The 18,798-nt window shown below is 71.2% G+C and carries 16 protein-coding genes; 12 read left to right on the top strand and 4 right to left on the bottom strand.

What is annotated here, in order from left to right; all coding sequences use genetic code 11:
• Nucleotides 1–105 precede the first annotated feature (105 nt).
• Nucleotides 106–1,233, top strand: a complete 1,128-nt coding sequence (locus ACQSSQ_RS12745; RefSeq protein ID WP_431327448.1) for an acyltransferase family protein — start codon at nt 106–108, stop codon at nt 1,231–1,233.
• On the opposite strand, the gene ACQSSQ_RS12740 is transcribed toward ACQSSQ_RS12745, so the two are convergent.
• Nucleotides 1,209–2,402 carry a hypothetical protein gene (locus ACQSSQ_RS12740; protein ID WP_431327447.1) on the bottom strand — a complete coding sequence of 398 codons (1,194 nt, stop codon included), beginning with the start codon at nt 2,400–2,402 and terminating at the stop codon, nt 1,209–1,211. The two genes, ACQSSQ_RS12745 and ACQSSQ_RS12740, sit on opposite strands and share 25 nt — an antisense overlap.
• Nucleotides 2,403–2,533: 131 nt before the next feature.
• Here ACQSSQ_RS12740 and ACQSSQ_RS12735 point away from each other — a divergent pair, with 131 nt between their 5' ends.
• From ACQSSQ_RS12735 to ACQSSQ_RS12705, 7 genes are all read left to right on the top strand, one after another.
• Nucleotides 2,534–3,823 carry a hydroxyacid-oxoacid transhydrogenase gene (locus tag ACQSSQ_RS12735; protein ID WP_431327446.1) on the top strand — a complete coding sequence of 430 codons (1,290 nt, stop codon included), beginning with the start codon at nt 2,534–2,536 and terminating at the stop codon, nt 3,821–3,823.
• The gene (locus tag ACQSSQ_RS12730) at nt 3,820–6,741 is read left to right on the top strand and encodes an FAD-binding and (Fe-S)-binding domain-containing protein (RefSeq protein ID WP_431327445.1); all 2,922 of its coding nucleotides are present in this window, start codon (nt 3,820–3,822) and stop codon (nt 6,739–6,741) included. Before ACQSSQ_RS12735 ends, ACQSSQ_RS12730 begins: the two co-directional genes overlap by 4 nt.
• 279 nt (nt 6,742–7,020) lie before the next feature.
• The gene (rpsL, locus tag ACQSSQ_RS12725; protein ID WP_139087780.1) at nt 7,021–7,395 is read left to right on the top strand and encodes a 30S ribosomal protein S12; all 375 of its coding nucleotides are present in this window, start codon (nt 7,021–7,023) and stop codon (nt 7,393–7,395) included.
• On the top strand, nt 7,395–7,865 hold the full coding sequence (gene rpsG / locus ACQSSQ_RS12720; protein WP_431327444.1) for a 30S ribosomal protein S7: 471 nt from the start codon (nt 7,395–7,397) through the stop codon (nt 7,863–7,865). Before rpsL ends, rpsG begins: the two co-directional genes overlap by 1 nt.
• Before the next feature lie 80 nt (nt 7,866–7,945).
• Entirely contained in the window at nt 7,946–10,054 is a 2,109-nt protein-coding gene (gene fusA, locus ACQSSQ_RS12715) for an elongation factor G (RefSeq protein ID WP_431327443.1), read from the top strand.
• Nucleotides 10,055–10,127: 73 nt separating this feature from the next.
• Nucleotides 10,128–11,321, top strand: a complete 1,194-nt coding sequence (gene tuf / locus ACQSSQ_RS12710; RefSeq protein WP_431327442.1) for an elongation factor Tu — start codon at nt 10,128–10,130, stop codon at nt 11,319–11,321.
• Between the two features lie 134 nt (nt 11,322–11,455).
• Entirely contained in the window at nt 11,456–12,367 is a 912-nt protein-coding gene (locus ACQSSQ_RS12705; RefSeq protein ID WP_431327441.1) for a cation diffusion facilitator family transporter, read from the top strand.
• A 13-nt stretch (nt 12,368–12,380) separates the two neighbouring features.
• On the opposite strand, the gene ACQSSQ_RS12700 is transcribed toward ACQSSQ_RS12705, so the two are convergent.
• The 3 genes from ACQSSQ_RS12700 to ACQSSQ_RS12690 are packed head-to-tail and all read right to left on the bottom strand — an operon-like array spanning nt 12,381 to nt 16,407.
• On the bottom strand, nt 12,381–14,993 hold the full coding sequence (locus ACQSSQ_RS12700; protein ID WP_431327440.1) for a molybdopterin-dependent oxidoreductase: 2,613 nt from the start codon (nt 14,991–14,993) through the stop codon (nt 12,381–12,383).
• A complete protein-coding gene (locus ACQSSQ_RS12695) occupies nt 14,990–15,880 on the bottom strand; it encodes an FAD binding domain-containing protein (RefSeq protein WP_431327439.1) in 891 nt (296 codons plus the stop codon). Before ACQSSQ_RS12695 ends, ACQSSQ_RS12700 begins: the two co-directional genes overlap by 4 nt.
• 11 nt (nt 15,881–15,891) lie before the next feature.
• Complete coding sequence (locus ACQSSQ_RS12690) at nt 15,892–16,407, bottom strand: nucleoside deaminase (RefSeq protein ID WP_431327438.1); 516 nt, start codon at nt 16,405–16,407, stop codon at nt 15,892–15,894.
• 444 nt (nt 16,408–16,851) lie between these two features.
• Here ACQSSQ_RS12690 and rpsJ point away from each other — a divergent pair, with 444 nt between their 5' ends.
• The 4 genes from rpsJ to rplW are packed head-to-tail and all read left to right on the top strand — an operon-like array spanning nt 16,852 to nt 18,791.
• Nucleotides 16,852–17,160, top strand: coding sequence for a 30S ribosomal protein S10 (gene rpsJ / locus ACQSSQ_RS12685; protein WP_039345402.1), 309 nt, complete (start codon nt 16,852–16,854; stop codon nt 17,158–17,160).
• A gap of 13 nt (nt 17,161–17,173) precedes the next feature.
• On the top strand, nt 17,174–17,833 hold the full coding sequence (gene rplC, locus ACQSSQ_RS12680; RefSeq protein WP_431327437.1) for a 50S ribosomal protein L3: 660 nt from the start codon (nt 17,174–17,176) through the stop codon (nt 17,831–17,833).
• Nucleotides 17,830–18,489, top strand: coding sequence for a 50S ribosomal protein L4 (gene rplD / locus ACQSSQ_RS12675; protein WP_431327436.1), 660 nt, complete (start codon nt 17,830–17,832; stop codon nt 18,487–18,489). The genes rplC and rplD overlap by 4 nt, the downstream gene beginning before the upstream one ends.
• Entirely contained in the window at nt 18,486–18,791 is a 306-nt protein-coding gene (gene rplW, locus ACQSSQ_RS12670; RefSeq protein ID WP_431327435.1) for a 50S ribosomal protein L23, read from the top strand. Before rplD ends, rplW begins: the two co-directional genes overlap by 4 nt.
• Nucleotides 18,792–18,798: the final 7 nt, after the last annotated feature.

Below are 18,798 nucleotides of genomic sequence, written 5' to 3'. Positions count from 1 at the left end.
ACGAGGGCCCTCGGAGCATCCGCTCCGGGGGCCTTCGTGCTGTTCACACGGGGTTTTCAGGGGCTCTCAGGCTGCGCTCAGGAACGGCTGGTTACGTCGAAAGAGATGTCTACGACGCTGATGCAGCCCCGAGCAACGGCCGCCGCCGACACCCACGTCGAGCCGGCGCGACCGAAGGCCCGCGACCCCCTTCTCGACAACGCCCGCTACTGGGTGATGCTCCTGGTCGTCGCCGGGCACGCCCTCCAGTACCTCCTCGACGTTCCGGCGGCACGCGGGACGTACGCGTGGATCTACGCGTTCCACATGCCGGCGTTCGTGCTGATCTCGGGTTACGTGTCGCGGCGGTACGAGGGCTCGCCGAAGCAGACCCGCGCGCTGGTCACCACGCTGGTGCTGCCGTACGTCGCCCTCAACGTCGGTCTCGACGGTTTCCGCGCGCTGCTGGACGGCAAGCCCCTCGACATCAACCTGCTCGACCCGGCCTGGTCGACGTGGTTCCTCATCGCCCTGGTCGCGTGGCGGCTGTCGACGCCGATCTGGCAGGTGCTGCGCGCCCCGGTCCTGGTCGCGATCGTCGTGAGCCTGGTGGCCGGCCTGTGGCAGGTCAGCAACGTCGTGTCGATCCACCGGATCCTCGGGCTCCTGCCGTTCTACGTCGCCGGCATGTACCTCAAGCCCGAGCACTTCGCCCTGCTGCGTCGTCCGGCGGTCCGAGCGGCCTCCGCAGTGGCGCTGGTCGCGACCCTCGGCTGGTGCCTGCTGCGCCACGACCGCTTCTACGTCTCCTGGCTGTACTGGCGCGACGCGTACGCCGACGCGCCCCTCGACGCCGACGCGCTGGGCGGTCTGGCGACCCGGGCCGGTCTGCTGGTGGTCGGGTTCGCGCTGACCGCGGCCGTGCTGTCGGTCGTCCCGCGCCGCGTGGACGCCACGACCGAGCTGGGCAAGCGCACGATGAACGCGTACTTCCTCCACGGGTTCTTCCTGATCGCGCTCGCGCACTTCGGTGCGTTCGACCTGGTGGCGGGCCTCGGCGCCCTCTGCGTCCCGATCGTGGTGGCCGTCTCCGCGCTGCTCGGCACCGCGCTGATGTCGGCCCCGGTCGCTCGGGTGGTCGGGCCGCTGCTCTCGCCGCAGATGGAGTGGGCCTTCCGGCGCGGGGCCGACGAGCCGACCTCGGGTCGGCCCGTCGGGGCCCGTCCGGCTCAGCCGCGCGACGGCGGCGCGTAGAACAGCGCGATGTAGTTGCCGCGGCCGGCCTGCGTGAACGTCGCGGACACGGTCGGGCCGTTGGTGCCGGTCACCGCACGGTAGGTCGTGCTGATCTCGGTCCGGTCCTCGATCACGTCCTGCGTGGGCTCGCCGCCGGTGCTGTACGCGAGGACGTAGCTGCGGGCGATGGCGTCGGCGTTCACGCCGCGCTCCACGAGGATGCTCGCGAACGCCGGCTTGTCGCCGGACAGCAGCAGCGCGGAGTCGTCGCGGAGCCGCCACTTCGGCGCGGCGAGCGTCCCGCCGGTAGAGACGGGGCGTGAGACAGGGAAGTGCGGCCAGGTGGCCTCGACCTCCGGTGCCGCGGGCAGCGGGACGGTCGTCGCGGGGACCTTGGCGGGCTCCGCCAGCTCTGGCCGCTCGCCCTCGGCCGGGGTGTCGGTGTCCTCGTCGAGCGCGTCCCACACCGGGCGCATGTCGGGCGGGTCGGTCGCGACGACCGTGTAGGTCATCACGGGGTCGCCCTGGGACCCGGCCGGGGCCTGCTGGGACTTGAGGCTGCCGGGGTCGACGGTGGCGGCCACGCGCACCCCGACGTCGTCGGTGGTCCGCCCGGTGACGTCGAACGAGCAGCCGGAGTAGACGCCGGCGACCTGGGTGCAGAAGCGCGACCACGCCTCCGGGTCGAGCTCGAGGTCGGGGATCAGCTCGGCGACCTGGCCGAGGACCTCCTGGAAGACCTCGCCGGGGTCGCCGTCGATCCGCAGCAGGGCGGTGGTGGTGTCCGGCTCGGGCGGCTCGCTCAGGAGGGCGAACGTGTCGTCCGTCGGGAGCGGGTTCGGCGGCTCGGTCGGCGTCGGCGTCGTCTCCTCGGGGTTCTCGGCGGCGTCGGCGGCCTCCTCGATCGCCTGGCGCCGTTCAGCCTCGGCGAGCACCGGCTGGTAGGCGGCGACGAGCTGCGGGCTGCGCCGCCGGACGAGCGGGCCGAGCTGCGTCGCGCCGTCGGGAACGGTCAGGGAGTAGGCGATCGGCGTGCCCGAGAAGGTCTCGTGCTGCCCGACGTCGACCTTCAGGCTGCTGTGCGTCGTCTCCGACGGATCAGGCGGTGACGGGGTGAGCGGACTGCACGCACTCAGGCCTCCGACCACGGTCGCCGCGAGCGCAGCGGCCACCACCGACCGATTCATCACGTTCACCTCCACATAAGCCCCCGATCACCCTAGGGCAACGTGGTCGGGTGCCCGACAAGTGCCCGGCACGCCGTATTGTCATCTACGCAACACGCCCCCGTGCACTCTCCGACCCGTCAGGAGCGTCGATGTCGTTCTCCCAGCCGACCACCCCCGAGAGCGTCTTCACCTACGGGTCGCCACGGCTGAAGTTCGGGTCCGGCGCGAGCACGGAGCTGGGCTACGAGCTCGCGTCGCTGGGCGTCCGACGGGCGCTGCTGGTCACCGACCCCGGGCTGGAGGCGACCGGCATCCCGGCGCGGATCGCCGAGCAGGTCGCGGGCGAGGCGGTGGAGCTGGTCGTCTACGGCGACACCCACGTCGAGCCGACCGACGCGAGCCTCACCGACGCGATCGAGTTCGCCCGCGCGCACGGACCGTTCGACGCCGTGGTGGCGCTCGGCGGCGGCTCGAGCATCGACACCGCGAAGGCGGTCAACCTGCTCACCACCAACGAGGGCGAGCTGATGGACTACATCAACGTCCCCGTCGGTGCGGGCCGCGCGCCGGCCAAGGCTCTCCTCCCGCTGATCGCCCTGCCCACCACGACCGGCACCGGCAGCGAGAGCACGACGATCTGCGTCCTCGACGTCCTCGAGCAGCACGTCAAGACGGGCATCAGCCACCCCCGGCTGCGTCCCGAGCTGGCGATCATCGACCCGCAGCTCACGCTGTCGCAGCCGGCCGAGGTCACCGCTGCCAGCGGGATGGACATCCTCTGCCACGCGCTCGAGAGCTACACGGCGCGTCCCTTCACGTCGTACGAGCGCAAGGCGCCCTCCGAGCGGGTCCCGTACTGCGGGGCCAACCCGATCTCGGACGTGTGGGCCGAGAAGTCGATGAGCCTGCTCGCGACGTCGTTCCGCACCGCGGTGCGTGCGGGCGACGACGTCGACGCCCGCGAGCAGATGGCGCTCGCCGCGACCTTCGCGGGCATGGGGTTCGGCAATGCCGGCGTCCACATCCCGCACGCCAACGCGTACCCGATCGCCGGTCAGGTGAAGGGCTTCCGTCCGTCGGGCTACCCGCAGGACGAGGCGATGGTGCCGCACGGCATGGCGGTCTCGCTCACGGCGCCCGAGGCCTTCCGCTACACCTTCGACGCCGCTCCCGAGCGTCATGTGCGTGCCGCCGAGCTGCTCGAGCCCGGGGCGGAGCGGCCGGCCGACCTCGCTGACTTCCTCCCGCAGGTGCTGGTACGCCTGATGCGCGACATCGGCATCCCCGCCGGCATCGGCGCGGTGGGCTTCGAGAAGGACGACATCCCGGCGCTCGTCGAGGGCACGATGAAGCAGCAGCGGCTGCTCGCGACGGCGCCGAAGCCCGTCGACGAGGACGCGGTGACCGGGATCTTCGAGCGGTCGATCAGCCTGTGGTGACGGCGAGCCCTGCGCCGGAGTCGGTCGAGCGCGGGCTCGGCGCGGCGGCGGCGCTGCGGCAGGCCGGTCTCAGCGACGTCGACGACTCGACCCTCGCGCGCGCCCTCTACAGCACCGACGCCTCGCTCTACCGCGTCGTCCCGCAGGTCGTCGTCCGCCCGCGCAGCGTCGAGGAGGTCCTCGCCACGGTCGAGGTCGCTCGGACGACGGCCGTCCCGCTGACCTCGCGAGGGGCGGGCACCTCGATCGCGGGCAACGCGGTCGGTCCCGGGATCGTGGTCGACTTCACGCGGCACCTCAACCGGGTCCTCGAGATCGACGCCGACGGCCGTACGGCGCGGGTCGAGCCGGGCACCGTCCACGCGACGCTGCAGCGCGAGGCGGCGAGGGCCGGCCTGCGCTACGGACCCGACCCGTCGACCCACACCCGCTGCACGATCGGCGGGATGATCGGCAACAACGCCTGCGGGTCGCGCGCGCTCGCGTACGGCCGCTCGGCCGACACCGTGGCGGCGCTCGACGTCGTGACGGTCGGCGGCGAGCGGCTCTCGCTGGTCCGCCCGGCGCGGGGCTCGGCGTCCACCGCGCCGGCGTCGACGACCCTGGACGCGCTGCGCGCCGTCGTGGACGCGGACCTCGCCACGATCCGCACCGAGTTCGGGCGCTTCGGGCGCCAGGTCTCGGGCTACAGCATGGAGCACCTGCTGCCCGAGAACGGCTTCGACGTCGCGACGTTCCTGTCCGGCACCGAGGGCACCCTCGCGGTCACCCTGGGCGCGACCGTCGATCTCGTGTCCGACCCCCGGCACCGGGTGCTGCTCCTCCTGGGGTACCCGACGATGGCCGACGCCGCCGACGACGTGATGGCGATCCTGCCCCACGGGCCGACCGCGTGCGAGGGGCTCGACGCCCGCATCGTCGACGTCGTCCGCGCACAGCGCGGCGCCGGGTCGGTCCCCGAGCTGCCCGCCGGCGCGGGATGGATGTTCGTCGAGCTCTCCGGCGCGTCGCTCGCCGAGCTCGAGGCGCGTGCGGCGGCCGTCGCGGCCGACGTCGGCACCCGGGCGACGCGGCTGGTCACCGACGCCTCCGAGCAGGCGGTGCTGTGGCGCATCCGCGAGGAGGGTGCCGGGCTCGCGGCGCGCTCGCTCTCGCGCCCGGCGTACGCGGGCTGGGAGGACACCGCGGTCCCGCCCGAGCGCCTCGGCACCTACCTGCGCGAGTTCGAGGCGCTGCTGCGGCAGTACGAGCTGGACGGTGTCCCGTACGGCCACTTCGGCGACGGGTGCGTCCACGTCCGCATCGACTTCCCGTTCGCCCAGGCCGAGGGCACGCGGGTGTTCCGTGACTTCCTCCGCGACGCCGCCGTCCTCGTGGCGGGTCACGGCGGGTCGCTGTCGGGGGAGCACGGCGACGGTCGGGCCCGTTCCGAGCTGCTCCCGCTGATGTACAGCCCCGAGGCGATCGCGCTCTTCGGCCGCGTCAAGGCAGCCTTCGATCCCGACGACCTGCTCAACCCCGGCGTGCTGGTCGACCCGGCTCCGCTCGACGCCGACCTGCGAGGCACGGGCGTCGGCCGGGTCCGCGACCGGCTCGCGCTCCGGCTGGTCCACGACGGCGGCGACTTCGGCGCCGCGGTGCACCGCTGCACCGGCGTCGGGAAGTGCATCGCCGACAACACGGGGGCCGGTGGGGTGATGTGCCCCTCGTTCCAGGCGACCCGCGACGAGAAGGACTCGACCCGCGGCCGCGCGCGGGTCCTGCAGGAGATGGTCGACGGCCGTCTGGTCGGCAAGGGGTGGAAGGATCCCGCGGTCCACGACGCGCTGGACCTCTGCCTCTCGTGCAAGGGGTGCGCGCGCGACTGCCCGACCGGCATCGACATGGCGACGTACAAGGCCGAGGTTCTCCACCAGACCTACCGGCGTCGCCTCCGCCCCCGCAACCACTACGCACTCGGGATGCTGCCGCGGTGGGCGCGGCTGTCGGCCCCGGTGGCGCGGCTCGCGAACCGCGTCCTGCGGACGCCCGGCCTGCGCCGGGTCGCGCTCTGGCTGGCGGGGGTCGATCCCCGGCGCAGCATCCCGCGGTTCGCGACCACGACCCTGCGCCGGTGGAGCCGGGGCGAGGGGACGGCCACCCGTACGCGCGACGCGGTCGACGAACCGGCCGGCGCCGCGGACGGGCGTCCCGAGGTGCTGCTGTGGGCGGACTCGTTCACGAACTACTTCCAGACCGCCCCCGGCCAGGCGGCCGTGCGGGTGCTCGAAGGGGCCGGCTACCGGGTCCGCCTGCTCGACGAGTCGGTGTGCTGCGGTCTGACCTGGATCTCCACCGGGCAGCTCGACGGGGCCCGGCGCAACGTCGAGCGGACGGTGGCCGCGCTGCATCCGTACGTGGCGGCAGGCATGCCGGTCGTGGGCCTCGAGCCGTCGTGCCTGTCGGTCCTGCGCTCCGACGCGGTCGAGCTGACCGACGACCCGAGGGCGGCGGAGGTCGCCGGGGGAGTGTTCACGCTGGCCGAGCTGCTGGCCCGCACCGACGGGTGGAGCGCCCCGGACCTGAGCGGGGTCACGATCGTCGCCCAGCCGCACTGCCACCACACCTCGGTGCTCGGATGGCAGGCCGACGCCGCCCTCCTCGCAGGTGCCGGGGCGACGGTGACGCGCCTCGGCGGGTGCTGCGGGCTGGCCGGCAACTTCGGCGTCGAGAGGGGCCACTACGAGGTGTCCGTCGCGGTCGCCGAGCACCAGCTTTTGCCGGCAGTGCGGGAGGCGCCGCACGGCAGCATCGTGCTCGCCGACGGCTTCTCCTGCCGGACCCAGCTCGACGACCTCGCGGGGGTCCGGGCCCTCCATCTCGCCGAGCTCCTGGACCGTCGCGGGAGCGATGCGCCGGACCGTGCCCAGGCGGGCTGAACCCGTTTTGACCCCTCACGGGGCACCCGGTAGTCTTGGACATTGTGCCGTGGACTCGCTGTCCGTGTGCACTGATTCGTGTGTCGCCGCACCGTCGGTCGAGTCGCACGACCGGGTCTCGCGACCGGGGCGTGCGGACGAGGTGCAGCGCCGCGAGCAGCAACACCAACCATCGCACGTCGCGGTGGCGGCACGCCCGAGGCGCGCCGCCCGGACCGACGCCTGTGACGGGGACGAGAGAGCTACACACAAGAGCCGGACAGAAGAAAGAAGCATGTAGTGCCAACGATCCAGCAGTTGGTCCGCAAGGGCCGTCAGGACAAGGTGGCGAAGACCAAGACGCCCGCCCTGAAGGGTTCGCCGCAGCGCCGTGGGGTGTGCACGCGTGTGTACACGACGACGCCGAAGAAGCCGAACTCCGCGCTGCGCAAGGTTGCTCGCGTCCGGCTGAGCAGCGGCATCGAGGTCACGGCCTACATCCCCGGTGAGGGTCACAACCTGCAGGAGCACTCGATCGTGCTCGTCCGCGGTGGCCGTGTGAAGGACCTCCCGGGTGTGCGTTACAAGATCATCCGCGGCGCGCTGGACACCCAGGGTGTCAAGAGCCGCAAGCAGGCTCGCAGCCGTTACGGCGCGAAGAAGGAGAAGAGCTGATGCCGCGCAAGGGCCCCGCACCGAAGCGCCCGATCGAGGCCGACCCGGTCTACTCGAGCCCCCTGGTCACGCAGCTGATCAACAAGGTTCTCGAGGACGGCAAGAAGCAGGTCGCCCAGCGCATCGTCTACAGCGCGCTCGAAGGCACGCGTGAGAAGTCCGGCACCGACCCGGTCATCACGCTCAAGCGCGCGCTCGACAACGTCAAGCCGACCCTTGAGGTCAAGTCCCGCCGTGTCGGCGGTGCGACCTACCAGGTCCCGATCGAGGTCCGCGCCTCCCGCGCGAACACCCTCGCCCTCCGCTGGCTCGTCCGGTTCGCCAGCGAGCGTCGCGAGAAGACCATGGCGGAGCGCCTGATGAACGAGCTCCTCGACGCCAGCAACGGCCTCGGCGGCGCCGTCAAGAAGCGTGAGGACACGCACAAGATGGCCGAGGCCAACAAGGCCTTCGCCCACTACCGCTGGTGACGGTGTGCCGCAGGCTCCGTCCGGAGCCCGCGGCACCCCTCTCCTGATTCGACTCACGACAGCAAGGGAAGTCAGCCAAGGTGGCCGTAGACATCACCACCAACCTCGCCACGGTGCGCAACATCGGCATCATGGCGCACATCGACGCGGGCAAGACGACGACGACCGAGCGCATCCTGTTCTACACCGGCATCACCTACAAGATCGGTGAGGTCCACGAGGGCGCAGCCACGATGGACTGGATGGAGCAGGAGCAGGAGCGCGGCATCACGATCACGTCGGCCGCGACGACCTGCTGGTGGAAGAACCACCAGATCAACATCATCGACACGCCGGGTCACGTCGACTTCACCGTCGAGGTGGAGCGGTCGCTTCGCGTGCTCGACGGCGCGGTCGCGGTCTTCGACGGCGTCGCCGGCGTGGAGCCGCAGTCGCAGACCGTCTGGCGTCAGGCCAACAAGTACCGCGTGCCGCGGATGTGCTTCGTCAACAAGCTCGACCGCACCGGCGCCGACTTCTTCTACTGCGTGGACACCATCGTCGAGCGCCTCAACGCCAACCCGGCGGTGCTGCAGCTCCCGATCGGTGCGGAGTCGGACTTCCTCGGCGTCGTCGACCTGGTCGGCATGCGCGCGCTCACGTGGCGCGGCGAGACCGAGATGGGCGAGGACTACACGGTCGAGGAGATCCCGGCCGAGCTCGCCGACAAGGCCGCCGAGTACCGCGAGAAGCTGCTCGACACCGTCGCGACCGCCGACGACGAGCTCATGGAGCTCTACCTCGAGGGCGAGGACATCGACGTCGACACGCTGAAGGCCGCGATCCGTCGCGCCACGCTGGCCGACAAGATCGTCCCGGTCCTGTGCGGCACCGCGTTCAAGAACAAGGGCGTCCAGCCCCTGCTCGACGCGGTCGTCGACTACCTCCCCTCGCCGATCGACGTGGGCTCCGTCGCGGGCCACAAGGTCGGCGACGAGGAGACCGAGCTCGTGCGTCAGCCCACCGAGGAGGAGCCCTTCTCGGCCCTGGCGTTCAAGATCGCGGCCGACCCGCACCTCGGCAAGCTGACCTACATCCGCCTCTACTCGGGGCGCCTCGAGGCCGGCACCCAGGTCCTGAACTCCGTCAAGGGGCGCAAGGAGCGGATCGGCAAGATCTACCAGATGCACGCCAACAAGCGTGAGGAGATCGCGTCGGTCGGCGCCGGTCAGATCGTGGCCGTGATGGGTCTCAAGGACACCACCACCGGCGAGACGCTGTCCGAGCCGGGCAACCCGATCGTGCTCGAGTCGATGACGTTCCCGGCGCCGGTGATCCAGGTCGCCATCGAGCCCAAGACCAAGAGCGACCAGGAGAAGCTCGGCGTCGCGATCCAGCGCCTCGCCGAGGAGGACCCGACGTTCACGGTCCACACCGACGAGGAGACCGGGCAGACCATCATCGCCGGCATGGGCGAGCTGCACCTCGACATCCTCGTGGACCGCATGAAGCGCGAGTTCCGCGTCGAGGCCAACGTCGGCAAGCCGCAGGTCGCGTACCGCGAGACCATCAAGCGCAAGATCGAGAAGGTCTCCTACACCCACAAGAAGCAGACCGGTGGTTCGGGCCAGTTCGCCAAGGTCCTCATCAGCATCGAGCCCACGGGCCCGATCGTTGGTGGCGAGGGCGGCTACGAGTTCGCCAACGAGATCACCGGTGGTCGCGTCCCGCGGGAGTACATCCCCGCCGTCGACGAGGGCGCGCAGGAAGCCATGGAGTTCGGCGTGCTCGCCGGATACCCCATGGTCGACGTCAAGGTGACGCTGACCGACGGTCAGTACCACGACGTCGACTCGTCCGAGCTCGCCTTCAAGATCGCCGGTTCGATGGCGTTCAAGGAGGCGGCACGCAAGGCAGACCCGGTGCTCCTCGAGCCGATGTTCAAGGTCGAGGTCACCACCCCTGAGTCCTACCTGGGCGACGTCATCGGCGACATCAACTCTCGCCGCGGGCAGATCCAGCAGATGACGGAACGGTCCGGTGACCGGGTCGTCGAGGCACTCGTTCCGCTCTCCGAGATGTTCGGGTACGTCGGAGACCTCCGGTCGAAGACGTCGGGGCAGGCGTCGTACTCCATGGAGTTCGACTCCTACGCCGAGGTTCCCAAGAACGTCGCGGAAGAGATCATCAAGAAGGCCAGGGGCGAGTGATCGCTGGCCTGACCTAGGCTTCGATCAGCTCAACCGCACGGCGCAAGCAACATTCAATCGAGGAGGAGCCCCAGTGGCTAAGGCGAAGTTCGAGCGGACTAAGCCGCACATGAACATCGGCACCATCGGTCACATCGACCACGGTAAGACGACGCTCACCGCGGCGATTACCAAGGTGCTGCATGACAAGTACCCGGACCTGAACGAGGCTTCGGCCTTCGATCAGATCGACAAGGCTCCTGAGGAGCGCCAGCGCGGTATCACGATCTCGATCGCTCACGTCGAGTACCAGACCGAGAACCGTCACTACGCGCACGTCGACTGCCCGGGTCACGCCGACTACGTGAAGAACATGATCACGGGTGCGGCGCAGATGGACGGCGCGATCCTTGTGGTCGCCGCCACCGACGGCCCGATGCCGCAGACGCGTGAGCACGTGCTGCTCGCCCGCCAGGTCGGCGTGCCGGCCATGGTCGTCGCGCTCAACAAGTGCGACATGGTCGACGACGACGAGCTCATCGAGCTCGTCGAGCTCGAGGTCCGCGAGCTGCTCAACGAGCAGGAGTTCGACGGCGACAACGTCCCGGTCGTCCGCGTTGCCGCCTTCCCGGCGCTCAACGGCGACGCCAAGTGGGGCGAGTCGATCCTCGAGCTCATGAACGCGGTCGACGAGTACATCCCCGAGCCGGCGCGTGAGACGGACAAGCCGTTCCTCATGCCGGTCGAGGACGTCTTCACGATCACCGGTCGTGGCACCGTCATCACGGGTCGTATCGAGCGCGGCATCGTCAAGCTCAACGACACCGTCGACATCGTCGGCATCCGCGACGAGAAGCAGACCTCCACGGTCACGGGCATCGAGATGTTCCGCAAGCTTCTCGACGAGGGCCAGGCGGGCGAGAACGTCGGCCTCCTGCTTCGTGGCACGAAGCGCGAGGACGTCGAGCGCGGCATGGTCGTCATCGCTCCGGGCACCACGACTCCCCACACGGAGTTCGAGGCGCAGGTCTACATCCTGAGCAAGGAGGAGGGCGGCCGTCACACGCCGTTCTTCAACAACTACCGCCCGCAGTTCTACTTCCGCACCACGGACGTCACCGGCGTCGTCACGCTGCCCGAGGGCACCGAGATGGTCATGCCGGGCGACAACACCGAGATGTCGGTCCAGCTGATCCAGCCGATCGCGATGGAGGACGGCCTCCGCTTCGCGATCCGCGAGGGTGGTCGTACGGTCGGCGCGGGTCGCGTCACCAAGATCAACAAGTGATCGCAGCCCGGGCCTGACCCGGGACCGATCTCTGCACGAGGCCCCGTCCAGCACCTGCTGGGCGGGGCCTCGTCGTACGTCCGGATGCCGACGGTGAGCGCGAGGGCCACGGCCGACGGACGTATCGTGAAGGGGTGGGACACGACCATGCGCACGGCACCCCGTCGGCCCAGCACCGTCCTCGCCTGGCGTTCGTGCTGGCCCTGACGGTGCTGGTCCTCGTGGTCGAGGTGGCCGCCGCGCTGCTGACCGGCAGCCTTGCGCTGCTCGCCGACGCCGGCCACATGCTGAGCGACACCTTCGGCCTCGCGATGGCCTTGGTCGCGGTGACGGTCGCCCAGCGCGTGGGCAGCCCGCGTCGCACGTTCGGCAACCACCGCTCGGAGATCCTCGCCGCCGGGCTCAACGGGCTCGTGCTGCTCGCGGTGTGCGTGGTCGTCGTGGTCTCGGCCGTACGCCGCCTGGGCGACCCGCCGCACGTCGACTCTCCGTGGATGCTCGCCGCCGGCGTCCTCGGTCTCGCGGCCAACATCGTCGGGCTGGTCGTCCTGCGACAGGGCGCGCAGGAGAGCCTGAACGTGAAGGGCGCCTACCTCGAGGTCCTGGGCGACGCGGTGGGCTCGGTCGCGGTCATCGTCGCGGCGGTCGTGATCATGGTGACGGGCTGGGAGGCGGCCGACCCGGTGGCGTCGCTCGCCATCGCCGCGCTCATCCTGCCGCGCGCACTCGGTCTCCTGCGGGAGGTCGCCGACGTCCTCCTCGAGTCGACACCGCGCGGCCTCGACCTCGACGAGCTCCGGGTGCACATGCGGGAGACGCCGGGCGTCCTCGACGTCCACGACCTGCACGTCTGGACGATCACCTCCGGCATGCCGGTGATGTCGGCCCACGTCGTCGTCGACGACGCGGTGCTCGCCCGCGACGGCGGCCACACGGTGCTCGACCACCTCCGCGGATGTCTCGCGGACCACTTCGACGTCGAGCACTCGACGTTCCAGCTCGAGCCCGCCGACCACGCCGCCACCGAGCACCACACGCACCGCTAGCGCGGAGCGTGGATCAGGGCGACGCCGCCGCCCGCCAAACCCGGTCGCGGGACAGCGGAAGGTCGGTGACCCGGACGCCGACCGCGTCACGGACAGCGTTCGCCAGAGCCGCGGCGACCGGGTTGTACGGCGACTCGCTCATCGACTTGGCGCCGTACGGGCCGAGCGTGTCCGACGTCGAGGCGAAGAGGACCTCCGTCACGGGCACGTCGGCGATCTGCGGGACGTGGTAGGTCCGCAGGACCGGCGTGCGGACGACGCCGTCCCCGTCGATCTGGACGTGCTCGTGGAGCGTGGTGCCGATGCCCTGCGCGACGCCGCCCTCGACCTGACCGCGGCACTGCTCGGGGTTGATGACGACCCCGGCGTCGGCCGCCTGGACCGAGCGGAGGATCCGGACCTCTCCGGTGTCGACGTCCACGGCGACCGCGAAGGCGTGCACGTTGAACGCGACAGAGCGCGGTGACCCGGTCGCCGTCCCGGTGCCGACGAGGCCCGCCGTCTCCACTCCCCGCGCGACTGCGTCGGCGAGCTGGCGGGCGAGGTCCTCGGCGGCGTGGGTGAGCGCCTTCCCTGCGACCACCAGGCCCGTCGAGCCGAAGGCACCCGTGTCGTGAGCGACGGCGCGGGTGTCGCCGGACACGAGCCGTACGCGGTCCGTGGTGGTCCCGAGCGCGTGGGCCACCAGCTGCACGTGCGCCGTCGAGGAGCCGTTGCCGAACTCCGCCGTCCCGACCGAAGCCTCGAACGTCCCGTCCGGCATCGCCCGCACCTCCGCGGCCGCGTGGTGTCCGCGCGGGGGGATGGTGTCGATCATGGCCAGGGCCATGCCGGTGCCGCGGCGCCACTGCGCGCCGTCCGGGACCGGCTCCGCGCCGCGGTCGACGGCCTCCCGTGCGAGCGCGAGGCACTCGAGGGCGCCGTGGCTGCCGTACTCGACGTCGTCGGGCTCGGTCGAGTACGCGACCATCGCGTCACCGGGGAGGACGACGTTGCGCGCGCGCAGGTCGTACGGGTCGATCCCGGCCGAGCGCGCGAGCTCGTCGAGGACCTGTTCGATCGCGAACACCAGCTGGCCGAGCCCGTAGCCACGGAAGGCGCCCGACGGGATCGTGTTCGTGTAGACGGTCTCGCCGCGGACGCGCTTGTTGGGGCACCGGTACGCGGCGACGGACTCGTTGCAGCCGTGGAAGAGGACGCCGGGACCGTGGTTGCCGTACGCCCCGGTGTCGGCGAGCACGTCGACGTCGAGGGCGGTGAGGATCCCCTCGGTGTCCACTCCGGCGCGGACCCGGATCCGCATCGGGTGGCGGACGGTGGTGGCGGTGAGCTGCTCGGTCCGGGACAGCTCGAGCTGGACCGGTCGTCCGGTCTGCAGCACCGCGAGCGCGACCAGGTCCTCGACGAGCATCTCCTGCTTGGCCCCGAAGCCGCCGCCGACGCGGTTGGTGAGGACCTCGACCCGCTCGCGGGGCAGGCCGAGGAGGTGGGCGAGCTCGTCGCGGACCAGGTACGGGACCTGGGTGCTGGTCCGTACGACCAGCCGGTCTCCGTCGAGCCAGCCGACCGCACCGTGGGTCTCCAGGTGGGTGGCCTGGACGCGGGCCGTCGTGAAGGTGGCCTCGTAGGTGTGCGCCGCGTCCGCGAGCCCGGCGTCGACCGAGCCGATCTCGGCGTCGATCGCCGCGACCACGTTGCGCTGCGGGTCGGCGATCCCGGCCTGCGGCCCCTTGTCCGCATGCAGGAGCGGGGCCCCGGGCGTACGGGCCTGCTCGGGATCGACGACCGCGGGCAGCACGGCGTACTCCACCTCGACCAGGGGGAGCGCGCGCAGGGCGTCGGCGGCCGACTCGGCGACGACGAGGGCGACGCGCTGGCCGACGAAGCGCACCACGCGGTCGAGCACGCGGGTGTCGCGAGGGTCGTCCTCCCGGGAGTGGTGGCGTGCGGTGGAGAACAGCACGTCGGGGACGTCGTCCGCGGTGAGCACGGCCACCACGCCGGGCGAGGCGAGGGCCGCTGTCGTGTCGACCCGCACCACGCGCGCATGGGCGTGCGGCGAGCGGACGACGGCGGCGTGGAGGGCGTCGGCCGGCGACTCGTCGAGCGTGAAGGGCTGGCGTCCGCGGACGATCGCGCGCCCGGCGAGGGAGGCCACGCTGCGGCCGAGGGCCTGGCCGACACCGTGGGTTTCGACGTTCTGCTTGCCCGCCACCGCGTCGCGGACCGCGCGGTACCCGGTGCACCGGCAGAGGTTGCCCTTCAGCAGCCGGTCGAGGTCGTGCGTCTCGTCGTGGCCGAAGCAGCCGGTCGTGACGACCATCCCCGAGGTGCAGAACCCGCACTGGAACCCCTGGGCGTCGAGGAACCGCTGGGCGGAGTCGCCCGTGGTGTCGCCGGGGGAGAGGCCCGCCGCGGTGACGACGTCGCGGTCGGCCGCGCGCAGCGCCGGGACGAGGCACGAGTGGACAGGTGCGCCGTCGAGCAGCACGCTGCACGCGCCGCAGTCGCCCGCGTCGCACCCCTTGCGGACGTCGGTCGCCCCGGCGTCGCGCAGGTAGGTCCGCAGGCACTGGCCGGGTGCCGGCTCGGCGTCGTACGGGGTGCCGTTGACCGTCGTCCTCATCGGAGTCCTCCCACCGAGCGCAGGGCGTCGAGCCCGAGGAGATGGCTCGCGTGGCGGCGCCAGTCGGCGGCGCCGTGGACGTCGCCGAGCCAGTCGGACGCCGGGACGGACGCGTCGAGGGCGGCGTGCCAGGTCGCCGCGTCGACCGGGGCAGGGAATGTCAGGACGTACGGCCGCGGGGTCGCGCCCGTGACGGTGACCCGCGCGATCTCGGTGCCGTCAGGGCCGACCGTCCGGCGCGCGACCACCACCGCGGCGGAGCGTCCGCGCACCGACAGCGACACACGGCGGAAGGCGACGGGCTCGACGAGGGCGGTGCGCGGGACGAAGAACGACCGGACGACCTCTCCTGCGGCGAGTGCCGTCGTGCCGACACCCGTCACGAGGTCGGCGACGAGCGCCGTCCGTGTCGTCCCGTCCGGCGACCACACGGTCGCGTCGGCGCCGAGGCCGGCGAGGAGCGAGGTCATCGAGCCCGCGGGGAGGGCGAGGCAGACGTTGCCGCCGACCGTGGCGGTGTGCCAGACCTTGAAGGAGGCGACGAGGGCGTCCACGGCGTCGCGCACGATCGGCCCGAACGTCCATGTGTCGGGGAAGGAGACCGTCGCGCGCGCCCGCACCCCGCCTCGGCGCAGCAGCGGGGCGGTGTCGCCGGCGGCGGCGGCGAGGGTGCCGAGCGTGCAGGTCGCGGCGATCTCGAGCCCGTCGTCGTGCACCACGAGCGGCGCCCAGGCGAGCCGCGTCACGTCGACCAGGCGCCGTACGCCCGGCTGCGGCTCCGAGAAGAGGAAGGTCCCCCCGGCCAGCACGGCGTCACCGGCCCTCCAGTCCGCGAGATCCTCGCGCCGCAGGGGGGTCACGACGGACTGCACGTCCACGAGGTCCATCCGGCGCCTCCTCAGTACTCGATCCGCGCGCCGTGGTCGCGCCAGGCCTCGAAGGGAGCGGTGGCCCCGCGGGTCGGGACCGCCGCCACGGGGCGGGGCCAGGTCTCCCTCGGGGCGGCGAGCAGGTCGTAGAACGCCCGGTCGTCGAACCCGCCGCGGGCGGCGTCGTGCCGGTCGGCGGCGAAGAAGACGCCGTCGACGCGGGCCCACATCGACGCGGCGAGGCACATCGGGCACGGCTCGCACGAGCTGTAGAGCACCGCGCCGAGGAGGGCGAAGGTCGACAGCTCCGCGCACGCGCGCCGGATCGCGACGACCTCGGCGTGCGCGGTCGGGTCGTTCGTCGCCGTCACGCGGTTGACCCCGCTCGCGACCACAATCCCGTCCACGACGACGAGCGCGGCGAACGGGCCGCCTCCCGCGGCGACGTTGGCGGTCGCCAAGGAGACGGTCTGCTCGAGGAAGACCGGCTCGGCGGCGACGCCTGGGGCGACTGGCTCGTGGGTGCTCACGTTGACTCCGTCCATCCCCGCAGGGTGGTACGCCTCGGTTACGGGACGAGACCGTGCGGGTAACCCCCAGATTGCCCCGGGCCGGTGTCGCGGGCCGAACGATTTTGCCGTTTGGCCTGGCCCGATAGTGTGGGATACGTCCAGGTGAGAGAGGTCTCGCGCCCCGATTTGGCAATCGGGGGTGGCGTCTGTCAGACTTGGAAAGTTGCTTCGGCGCGTCCTGTCCACTCCCTCCGGGGAAGCGGTGCGGATGCGCCTGGCTCGAGGAAGGGCAGGCACATCCCTCGCGGATGGGCGGCGTCCCCGGGCCCAACCATCAAACTCCAGAGGTGTGACGAACTCGCGCGCGCGACGTGCCCGCGACACGCCCGACCTCGGGGGTCGGAGGGGAGCGACGCTCTTCCTCGATCCCGAGGTGGAGAGACCGAGGCAGTACGAAGAGAAGGACGAAGCGAGAGCATGGCGGGACAGAAGATCCGCATCAGGCTCAAGGCCTATGACCACGAGGTGATCGACACCTCGGCGCGCAAGATCGTCGACACCGTCACGCGTACGGGTGCCACGGTCGCCGGCCCGGTGCCTCTGCCGACGGAGAAGAACGTCTACTGCGTCATTCGTTCGCCGCACAAGTACAAGGACAGCCGCGAACACTTCGAGATGCGCACCCACAAGCGCCTCATCGACATCATCGACCCCACGCCGAAGACCGTCGACTCGCTGATGCGCCTCGACCTCCCCGCAGGCGTCGACATCGAGATCAAGCTCTGAGGAACGATCGCTGATGAGCAACCAGAAGGCACCCGTCGGGCTGCTCGGGCGCAAGCTCGGCATGACCCAGACGTGGGACGAGAACAACCGCGTGGTCCCGGTCACCGTGATCGCTGCCGACACCAACGTCGTCACGCAGATCCGGACCGCCGAGACCGACGGCTACAGCGCCGTCCAGATCGGCTTCGGCGAGATCGACCCGCGCAAGGTGAACAAGCCGCAGGCCGGCCACTTCGAGAAGGCCAGCGTCACCCCGCGCCGCCACCTCGCCGAGATCCGCACCGAGGCGATCGCCGACTACGAGGTCGGCCAGGCCGTCTCCCCGGAGATCTTCGCCGCCGGTGACTTCGTCGACGTGACGGGCACCAGCAAGGGCAAGGGCTTCGCCGGCGTCATGAAGCGTCACGGCTTCGCCGGCGTCAGCGCCTCGCACGGCGCGCACCGCAACCACCGCAAGCCGGGTTCGATCGGCGGCTGCGCCACGCCGGGCCGCGTGTTCAAGGGTCTGCGCATGGCGGGCCACATGGGCACCGACCGCGTCACCGCGCAGAGCCTCACGGTCCACGCCGTCGACGCCGACAAGGGCCTCATCCTGATCAAGGGTGCGGTTCCCGGCCCCAAGGGCGGCATCGTCATGATCCGCACCGGCGCCAAGAAGGGAGCCGTGAAGTGACCGCGAACCTCATCGACGTCGACCTGCCGAAGGACGTCTTCGACGCGCAGGTCAACATCCCCCTGATGCATCAGGTGGTCGTCGCCCAGCTCGCCGCCGCGCGCCAGGGCACCCACGACACCAAGAGCCGCGGCGAGGTCGCCGGCGGCGGCAAGAAGCCGTACCGCCAGAAGGGCACCGGCCGCGCCCGTCAGGGCTCGATCCGCGCACCCCAGTTCACCGGTGGTGGCGTGGTGCACGGCCCGACGCCGCGCAGCTACGACCAGCGCACGCCCAAGAAGATGAAGGCCGCCGCCCTCCGCGGTGCCCTCACCGACCGGGCGCGCAACGGTCGCCTGCACGTGGTCGAGTCCCTCGTCACCGGCGAGACGCCGTCGACGAAGGCCGCTCTGGCCACGCTCCGCGAGATCACCGCGCGTCCCCGCGTGCTGGTCGTGGTGGAGGGCACCGACGAGCTCACGGTCAAGAGCCTGCGCAACGTCGCCGGCACGCACCTGATCGGGCTCGACCAGCTCAACACGTACGACGTGCTGCTCAGCGACGACGTGGTCTTCACCAAGGCCGCGTTCGACGCCTTCGTCGCGCTCCGCTCCAGCGGGGACGCCGAGACGGTCAAGCTGAGCGAGGCCGCGATCACGAAGGACGGTGACAAGTGAGCACGCTGCAGAAGGACCCGCGCGACATCCTGATCGCGCCGGTCGTGAGCGAGAAGAGCTACGGGCTGCTCGACGAGAACAAGTACACGTTCGTCGTCCGTCCCGACGCCAACAAGACCGAGATCAAGATCGCCGTGGAGAAGGTCTTCGGTGTCACGGTCACGGCGGTGAACACGCAGAACCGCAAGGGCAAGACGCGCCGCACGCGCTACGGCACGGGCAAGCGCGCCGACGTCAAGCGCGCGATCGTGAGCGTCGCCCCGGGCCAGAGCATCGACATCTTCTCTGCGCCGGGCGCCTGAACGAACG

Source organism: Mumia spirodelae, from assembly GCF_050632745.1.
Classification (GTDB): Bacteria; Actinomycetota; Actinomycetes; order Propionibacteriales; family Nocardioidaceae; genus Mumia.
This window is presented reverse-complemented; position numbering and strand designations above follow the sequence as displayed.